Annotated in this window: 1 protein-coding gene and 1 pseudogene; both read left to right on the top strand. The window is 61.5% G+C overall.

The window, feature by feature from the left end; all coding sequences use genetic code 11:
- A pseudogene (locus EN925_RS38205) lies at positions 1-348 on the top strand (hypothetical protein); the annotation flags it as partial.
- Positions 349-561: 213 nt separating this feature from the next.
- Positions 562-756 (top strand): hypothetical protein (locus tag EN925_RS40375; protein ID WP_206633195.1); only part of this gene is annotated, 195 nt, incomplete at its 3' end.

Here is a 756-nt window from a genome sequence, read left to right as displayed (position 1 = left end):
TCCTTCGGCGATGCCATCGCCCGGTACCGCCAGGACATCATCGATCGTTATGCAGCGCTCGCTGAAAGCCAGGGGCTCACGCGCGACGCCGCTGCGTGGTTCGCCGACCACCGCGGCGAGATCGAAATGCCCGCTCTTAATCCGTTCGCCCAGGCAATGTCGCTGACCATCCTCGCCGAATACGGCCGCGCGCCGGACTGCGTAGAGGCTTTGGGGGCACTCAACCGCTGGCCTGGCCGCACCAGCATGCCGATCGCCGAGTACCTCGGACACTGGGAGGCGAGTTGTGTCGAATTGCGCGCTTCGCCCAGATTGCCGATCCGCCTGCGTGATCTGCTGCACGTTTAACAGCGGGCCAAGTGAAGAGCGCTTAGGCCGGTAGGCGACGGACCGGCTTAGCCTGCGCTCGATGACCGTGTCCGGTCAAAGACATGTCGGTCGTTTCCTTGCTCGCGGGCTCACACGCACATTGGCGTTATGATATGGCATCTCGGCTCGCGGCGCTTTTCGGCGCCGAGTCCGCCATCGTGAGCTCTGGCAGGACTGGTCAGGCCGCGCGACATGCAACATGGGCCGGAATCGCGACCTGAGCGCGATACCCATCAACTTGTCGAACTCGAATTCATGGCTCGATTCAATCGTGTGCGTGGAATTCGGTTCAAAGCGGTAGTCGACAGATTGAACCGGAAGAGTCTGGCGGCGTTATCGGGTCTGGAATGGCAATCCTTTGGAGGACGAAATGGCCAGTACTGGAAC

This window comes from Mesorhizobium sp. M7A.F.Ca.US.006.04.2.1 (assembly GCF_004022915.1).
Taxonomy (GTDB): domain Bacteria; phylum Pseudomonadota; class Alphaproteobacteria; order Rhizobiales; family Rhizobiaceae; genus Mesorhizobium; species Mesorhizobium ciceri.
Note: the sequence above shows the minus strand (reverse complement) of the source record. Positions and strands in the feature narration are given on the sequence as shown.